6 protein-coding genes are annotated in these 6810 nt (G+C 67.9%); 4 read left to right on the top strand and 2 right to left on the bottom strand.

Annotated elements, in window-relative coordinates; all coding sequences use genetic code 11:
- Nucleotides 1-24 precede the first annotated feature (24 nt).
- Both KQ297_RS11210 and KQ297_RS11215 read left to right on the top strand, forming a co-directional pair.
- Nucleotides 25-696 (top strand): FecR family protein, encoded by a 672-nt coding sequence (locus KQ297_RS11210; RefSeq protein WP_259739489.1) that lies wholly within the window; start codon nucleotides 25-27, stop codon nucleotides 694-696.
- Nucleotides 693-2525 carry an adenylate/guanylate cyclase domain-containing protein gene (locus KQ297_RS11215; protein WP_259739490.1) on the top strand — a complete coding sequence of 611 codons (1833 nt, stop codon included), beginning with the start codon at nucleotides 693-695 and terminating at the stop codon, nucleotides 2523-2525. Before KQ297_RS11210 ends, KQ297_RS11215 begins: the two co-directional genes overlap by 4 nt.
- 20 nt (nucleotides 2526-2545) lie before the next feature.
- Here the strand turns inward: KQ297_RS11215 and KQ297_RS11220 are convergent, their stop codons facing one another.
- Nucleotides 2546-3700 (bottom strand): FAD-dependent oxidoreductase, encoded by a 1155-nt coding sequence (locus tag KQ297_RS11220; RefSeq protein ID WP_259739491.1) that lies wholly within the window; start codon nucleotides 3698-3700, stop codon nucleotides 2546-2548.
- Between the two features lie 114 nt (nucleotides 3701-3814).
- Here KQ297_RS11220 and gatB point away from each other — a divergent pair, with 114 nt between their 5' ends.
- Nucleotides 3815-5296 carry an Asp-tRNA(Asn)/Glu-tRNA(Gln) amidotransferase subunit GatB gene (gatB, locus tag KQ297_RS11225; RefSeq protein ID WP_259739492.1) on the top strand — a complete coding sequence of 494 codons (1482 nt, stop codon included), beginning with the start codon at nucleotides 3815-3817 and terminating at the stop codon, nucleotides 5294-5296.
- Between the two features lie 490 nt (nucleotides 5297-5786).
- The gene (locus KQ297_RS11230; RefSeq protein ID WP_259739493.1) at nucleotides 5787-6389 is read left to right on the top strand and encodes a chloramphenicol phosphotransferase CPT family protein; all 603 of its coding nucleotides are present in this window, start codon (nucleotides 5787-5789) and stop codon (nucleotides 6387-6389) included.
- Nucleotides 6390-6401: 12 nt separating this feature from the next.
- Here the strand turns inward: KQ297_RS11230 and KQ297_RS11235 are convergent, their stop codons facing one another.
- Complete coding sequence (locus KQ297_RS11235) at nucleotides 6402-6665, bottom strand: hypothetical protein (RefSeq protein ID WP_259739494.1); 264 nt, start codon at nucleotides 6663-6665, stop codon at nucleotides 6402-6404.
- Between the last annotated feature and the right edge of the window lie 145 nt (nucleotides 6666-6810).

The following is a 6810-nucleotide window of genomic DNA, read 5'->3' on the forward strand; positions in this document are numbered from 1 at the left end:
TTGGGCGAGGTTCTCATTGAGGCCATGCCCCGTCTCAACTCTCTGATTCCATTCGCCCTCGGCGGCCTTGCAGCGGTCGCCGGGATCCTCCCTGTCGAGGCCCGTGGCGGCCTGCCTACCTTGCCGCAGGTGGTGGAGATCCCCTCCCGGCCGGCCTACGTCACCCCGCCCCAGGGTCAGGAATCAGACGCGCGCAGGGGCCAGCGGCTTGAGCCCTCCACCCTGCTGCGCACCCGCAAACCCGGCAGGCTGCAGGTCGCTTTCCCCGATGGACGCCGGTTCCGTCTGGGAGGCGATTCCCTCGCCCTGATCGGGAACCGCAGCGTGGAACTCAAGCGCGGCCAGATCATCGGCTGGTTGCTGCCCGGAAGACCTGACGGCGCCCCTCTGCGGATCAGAACCCGGGTCGGCACCGCTTCGATTTCGGGCACCACGGTCTTTCTCGAAGCCAGCCCCGAGCTCCTGCGGATTTTCAGCTGGGAAGGACCGGTGCAGGTGGAGGCCCGTGATGGCCAGCGCTTCAGCCTCAGCACGGGAGAAGAGGTGGTGTACAGCGATGGAGCCTGGAGTCCGCCGCGTCGACTGAGCCGCGCGGAGGCGGCGCGCCGCCGCCGTGCCAGTGCCTTGCTCAATGGCTTCTCCAGCCCGATGGAGACCCTGCCCGAACTGGAGCGTCAGCTCGACAATCTGCCGTGAGGCGCTTCCGCGTCTGGTGGCTGGCGCTGGCCCTGCCCCTGGTCGTGGCGCTCCCCGTCTGGCGCGACTCCCCTCCAGGAAGAGCCCTCGCCCGTCTCGACAGCCCGGCTCGCCGGGCGTTCTTTCGCTGGCGGGGGCCCAGGGAGGCGCCGGAGAATCCCCTGCTCCTGGCGATCGACTCCGAGTCCCTGGGGCTGGCTGATCTGCTCACGGCTGAGGAACGTCGGGCCTCGCCGCTCTTGCGGCGGATGGGGCCGTGGCCCTGGCCCCGCGCCCTGCAGGCGGAACTCGCCGCCATCACCCTGCGTGGAGGTGCCGCGCGGGTGCTGGTCAACATTGAATTCAGCCAGCCCAGTCGCTACGGGCCTGCCGATGACGCGGCCGCCCAGGCCGTGCTGGCTCCCTGGCGGGAGCGGGTGCATCTGGTCAGCGGGTATCAGCTCGAGCGGCGACAGGGGATGGATCAGATCAAGCTGAGCCGCCCCGTGCTGGATCTGGGCCCGGCGGGTCTTGCCGTCCTGCTGCAGAGCGATGACGGGCTGGCGGAGGCGGTGCCCGGACGGCGCTGGTGGCGCGAGCAGCTGGCGGGATTCGCTCCTCCCCATCCACTGCCGATGGCCTTCCTGGTGCAGCCGGAAGCTCTGACGGAGGAGCCGCTTGGCCTCAACTTCCGCGGCCCGGCGGGAACGCTGCCATCCCTGCCGGCCTGGCGCATCCAGCAGGTTCCCCCGGAAACCTGGAACGACCGCACGGTGGTGATCGGGGCGACGACGCCGGAGCTGGGGGATCAGCAGGAAACGCCCTACGGCCCCATGAGCGGCAGCGAGGTGCTGGCCACGGCCGTCGGCAACGTGCTCGTCGGTGATGGGCTGCGGCCGCTTCCGGCGCTGGGTTCGGGGCTGCTGCTGCTGCTCTGGGGTGTTGCCGCTCTGGTGGTGCTCTCGCGCCCGACCACCGCCCTGGGCACGGCCACCGCGGCCATCGCGCTGATGGCCAGCGCTCTGGGCGTGGCCTACGGGTTCTGGCTCTGGGCCCAGCTCAGCCTGCCCCTGGCGGCCCTGCTGCTGAGCCCCCTGCTCGGTGGCGGCCTGCGCATGGCCGCCCAGGCCCGGGAGGAACTGCGCGAGCGGGCCTACCTGCACCAGGTGCTGGCCCACCGGATCTCCCCGACCCTGCTCAACGACATCCTGCGCAACCCCGGGCCCCTCTGGAACCGGGCCGGCGGCCAGCGCTGCCGCTGCGTGCTGCTGTTCAGCGATCTGGTCGCGTTCACCCCCCTGAGCGCGGTTCTGGATCCCGGGGAGCTGTTCGCGCTGCTCAACCGCTACTTCGAGGTCATGGCCGAGGCGGTGCTGGCGGAGCAAGGCCTGCTCGACAAGTTCATCGGCGATTCGGTGATGGCGGAGTTCGGCGTGCCCCGCAGCCGCGGCGACCGGCTCGAGGCCAGGGCGGCGGTGCGCGCTGCCCTGGCGATGCAGCGTGGCCTGGAGGGCATCAATCGCGAGCTGGCCGCCAGGAATCGCCCCCCCCTGCGCCATGGCATCGGCCTGCATGTGGGTGAGGTGATCGCTGGCAACCTCGGCTCCAGCCAGCGGCTCGAGTTCACGGTGGTGGGGGCCAGTGTGAATGTGGCCAGCCGCCTGGAGGGCCTCACCCGCCGGTATCCCCAGCACCCGATCCTGATCAGTGCCGACCTGCAGGCGCTGCTGCCGGGGGAGCTGGAGGTGGAACCGCTGGGGGCCCACCTCCTCAAGGGCTGGCCCGAGCCCCTGGAGGTGCTGGCTCTGCAGGGGCTGCGTGGTCGGGAGTCCAACGTGCAGCCTGGATGAGCTCTTGGAGGCTCGTCTGGTCAGCGGGGTGATTCCGCCGCACCCACCGGAAAGCGATCCCAGCGGAAGTTGTTGAGCAGCGATGCCCCTTCAGCCGCGATGGTCTGGGAAGAGCCGGCCGGGGCGCCCGCCTGGGGGATCACCGCCGCGATCAACTCCGCGGTGATCGCCGCCAGCAGCACGCCGTTGCGGTAGTGCCCCGTGGCCAGCCACAGCCCCGGGATCGGGCTCGCACCGAGCAGGGGGGCCTGGTCAGGCGTGCCTGGGCGAAAGCCCCACCAGCGCTCCATCGGCGGCCAGCTGGCCGCTTCCGGCAGCAGGGCCTCGATGCCGGCCTGCAGCTGGCGTTGCCCGAACGGGGTGAGCCCTTCTGCGAAGCCCGCTTCCGGCTCGCTGGTGGCCCCCACCACCAGCAGACCGTCTTCGCGGGGGACCAGATAGGTGCCGGGACCGAACAGCACCCGCTTCAGAGCCGCTCGGGGCCCCTGCAGGGAGAGCATCTGGCCTTTGATGGGTGCCACCGGCAGCTCGTGCATCAGCCGGGCGCTCCAGGCGCCGCAGGCCAGCACCGCCCGCTGGCTGGGGATGGTGGCGTCATCCCCCTGGGCGCGACGGATGCGCACCGCTTCGAGCGCACCGCTCCGGTGACGGGAGAGCGCCAGCACCTCGGCCCCTTCCTCGAAGGCCACACCCCGCTCCACGCAGGCCCGCTCCAGGGACCGCATCAGCTGGCGGCGGTTGTCGATCTGCCCATCCTGGGGGAAGAGCAGCCCTGCCCGCCAGCGCTGGCCGATGCCCGGAATTTCCCGCTCCAGATCAGCCCGCGACAGGGGTTGCCCGAAGCAGGCGGTCGGGTAGGCATCACGCTGCTCGGCTGCTGTGAAGGGCACCACGATTCCGCAGGGGCGCAGCCCGCAACGAAGGCCGCTGTCGGTTTCGATCCGCCTCACCCAGGCGGGAATCCGCGCCAGGCTGGCCTGGCCCAGTGCCAGCAGCGGGCCCGACAGCCCCTCGGCATGGGGGGCGAGCATGCCGGCGGCCACGAACCCGGCGGCCTCGCTGCGCCGCCGACTCAGCACCAGCACCCGCTCCCCCCGGCTGGCCAGCTGGTGGGCCACCGCCAAGCCGATCAAGCCGCCACCGAGGATCAGCACGGGGTCGTTCTCGACGCTCATGGGGTCGGCTCAGGAGTCCGCAGGGTTTCGTTCAGCTTCAACCATCGAGCGCCCCAACCCGCGACGGTTCGGCGAGGCCCGCTGCATAGGATCAGCCCAGGTGGGATGCAGGTCATGACAGCGGCGAGCGGACAGGGCGGATGGGAGGCCGTGATCGGCCTGGAAACCCATGTGCAGCTGGGCACCGCCAGCAAGATCTTCACCGCCGCCTCCACCAACTTCGGCGACGATCCCAACACCCACATCGATCCCGTGGTGCTCGGGCTCCCCGGCACTCTGCCGGTGCTGAATGAAAAGGTGCTGGAGTATGCGGTGAAGGCGGCCCTGGCTCTCAACCTGCAGGTGGCCGAGCACAGCAAGTTCGACCGCAAACAATACTTCTATCCCGATCTGCCCAAGAACTACCAGATCTCCCAGTACGACCAGCCGATCGCCGAGAACGGCTGGATCGAGGTGGAGGTGGCCGAGAAGGGCAAGGACACCTACCTCAAGACGATCGGCATCGAGCGGCTGCACATGGAGGAAGACGCCGGCAAGCTCGTGCACGCCGGCAGTGATCGCCTGGCGGGCAGCACCCACTCTCTGGTCGATTACAACCGCGCCGGAGTGGCCCTGGCTGAAATCGTGAGCAAGCCCGATCTGCGCACCGGCCGGGAGGCGGCGGAATACGCCTCCGAGATCCGCCGGATCATGCGCTATCTGGGCGTGAGCGACGGCAACATGCAGGAGGGATCGCTGCGCTGCGATGTGAATATCTCGGTGCGGCGCGGGCCGGATGAACCTTTCGGCGTGAAGGTGGAGATCAAGAACATGAATTCCTTCTCGGCGATCCAGAAGGCCTGTGATCATGAGATCGCCCGGCAGATCAAGGCGATCGAAGCCGGTGAGCCGATCCGGCAGGAAACGCGTCTCTGGGATGAGAGCAAGCAGCTCACCAAAAGCATGCGCAGCAAGGAGGGCAGCAGCGACTACCGCTACTTCCCCGAGCCGGATCTGGGCCCGATCGAGGTCACGGCCGAGCGGCGCGAGGGATGGCGTGGTGAATTGCCCGAGCTGCCCGCGGCCAAGCGTCATCGCTATGCCGAACAGTTGGGACTCTCGATCTACGACGCCCGGGTGCTCACCGATGAGCGCGCCATGGCCGAATACTTCGAAGCCGCCGTGGCCGCCGGAGCCGAGGCCAAGGGGGTGGCCAACTGGGTCACCGGCGACATCGCCGCCCACCTCAACGCCAGCAAGCTCTCGATCACCGAACTGCCCCTGAAGCCCCAGCAACTGGCGGAGCTGGTGAGCCTGATCGAAGACGGCACCATCAGCGGCAAGATCGCCAAGGAGATCCTGCCCGAGCTGCTGGCGCAGGGCGGCTCAGCCAAGGGGATCGTGGCGGAGCGAGGCCTGGGCATGATCAGCGACCCCGCGGCCATCACCGAGGTGGTGCGGGAGCTGCTGGCGGCCCACCCGGCGGAGGTGGAGGCCTTCCGCGGCGGCAAGACCAAACTGCAGGGCTTCTTCGTGGGGCAGCTGATGAAGCGCAGCGGCGGCCGCGCCGATCCGAAGCTCGCCAACCGCATCCTCAGCGAGCAGCTGAAGGGCTGAGGATTACTTCGGAAATCCGTGCCACCCAAATGAGCGACCACAACGACTAGAAACTGTCTCCGCGGGAAATGATCCGGGCTCATGCGGGGATCATTCTTCAGTTGGCCACCAGCATCAGCGCTGTCGTCATCGCTGCATCACTGGTCCCCATGGCCCGGCAGGCGAAACTCTGGGAGGCCTGCCATGACACCTCCTTGAAGTGGCACGTTGAGTGGCACGTCGAGAACAGCACTGGCGATACGAAGGACGTGCATCAGGCGTGGGCGACACGCTTCTGCAATGGCGGCTCCCTCAGGCCCAGAGAGTGAAAAAGAGTGACGCCAGGTTGCGAGGTGGCCGGGCTCTGATCGACAGGGATTGTTGTTCCCCTTGCTTGCGCAAGGCCTGCTCAGGGCTCTGGCCCGCAATGCCGCCGTCCAGATCAGGCTGGAGAAGTTGAAGGGCTGAGCGCGCGGGATAGCCTCGAAAGACTGGAAATCAGGTGCACGACGTGGACTGGCCGGACGTCATCCTTGTCAACGGGCCGTCCAGTGCGGGCAAGTCCACCCTCTGTCGCCGGCTGCAGGCGCGGATCGAGCACCCCTATCTCTGCCTGGGCTTCGACGACCTGCTCTTTTTCGCTGCTCCTCGCTATTACAGAGGGGCAGACACGCCCCGGCAGGGCGATTCCGATCCGTTCACCGCCCAGGGTGTGCAGATGCATCGGGTGTCCGCTGAGGGAGAGCCCCTGGATATGCGGCCTGTGTTCGGACCCGTCTTCCGGCGCCTGATCGCGGCCATGGCACCTGTCGTGCGAACGCTGGTGGAGGGCGGCAACGCGGTGATTTTCGATCATGTCCTGCATGATCAGGGGATGATGGACAGCTGCACGGCCGCTTTCGCAGGGCTGCGGGTGTTCTCCGTGGGCATCACCTGTGATCTGGCCATCCTCGAGGCCCGCGAGCGGGCTCGCGGCGACCGCGTCCTTGGTCGGGCGCGTGGTCTGGCGGAGGTGGTGCATGGCTTCTGCACCTACGACCTGATGGTGGATTCCGGGCAACTGGGGCCAGAGGCCTGCGTGGATCTGGTGGTCTCCGCTCTGCACGAGGGCTGAGCCAGCCGCTGGTCATCGGCTCGGCGTCGGCTGTTCAGGCACACCAGGCTTGATGAATCCCCGGATTGTCTGAAAGGAGTCCTCGGCGAAGGAGGCGTCGCCTGTGAACTCCGGTTTGTTGATGACTCGGAGCCGCTCATCCACGTGGCCGATCAGTTTGGCCATGTCCGGCTTGCTGGCCAGGTTGAGCGTGGTCGGCTCCTGGTTGGCGCTGATCTGGGCGGAGCCATTGGCCACGGCGCTTTCGATCGTGGCGATCAGATCATTGGCCAGCACATATTTAGGGACCCCTGAAAAACAAATCGCGCGTCAGCTCGACTCCGGCCCAAGGCAAGGGAGGTAGGCAGCTCGAAAACTTGGATATGCACCGGCTCGCGATTCGGCTGTCTCAAGGCAGCAGATGTTCCTGAGTGCCTCCCAG

The sequence above is a fragment of the Synechococcus sp. CS-205 genome, from assembly GCF_025128255.1.
Lineage (GTDB): Bacteria > Cyanobacteriota > Cyanobacteriia > PCC-6307 > Cyanobiaceae > Regnicoccus_A.

Bases quoted from the DNA above. Each gene is read 5' to 3' on its own strand.
- KQ297_RS11210 (WP_259739489.1), top strand. From the start codon at position 25: ATGCCCCGTCTCAACTCTCTGATTCCATTCGCCCTCGGCGGCCTTGCA.
- KQ297_RS11220 (WP_259739491.1), bottom strand. From the start codon at position 3,700: ATGAGCGTCGAGAACGACCCCGTGCTGATCCTCGGTGGCGGCTTGATC.
- gatB (WP_259739492.1), top strand. From the start codon at position 3,815: ATGACAGCGGCGAGCGGACAGGGCGGATGGGAGGCCGTGATCGGCCTG.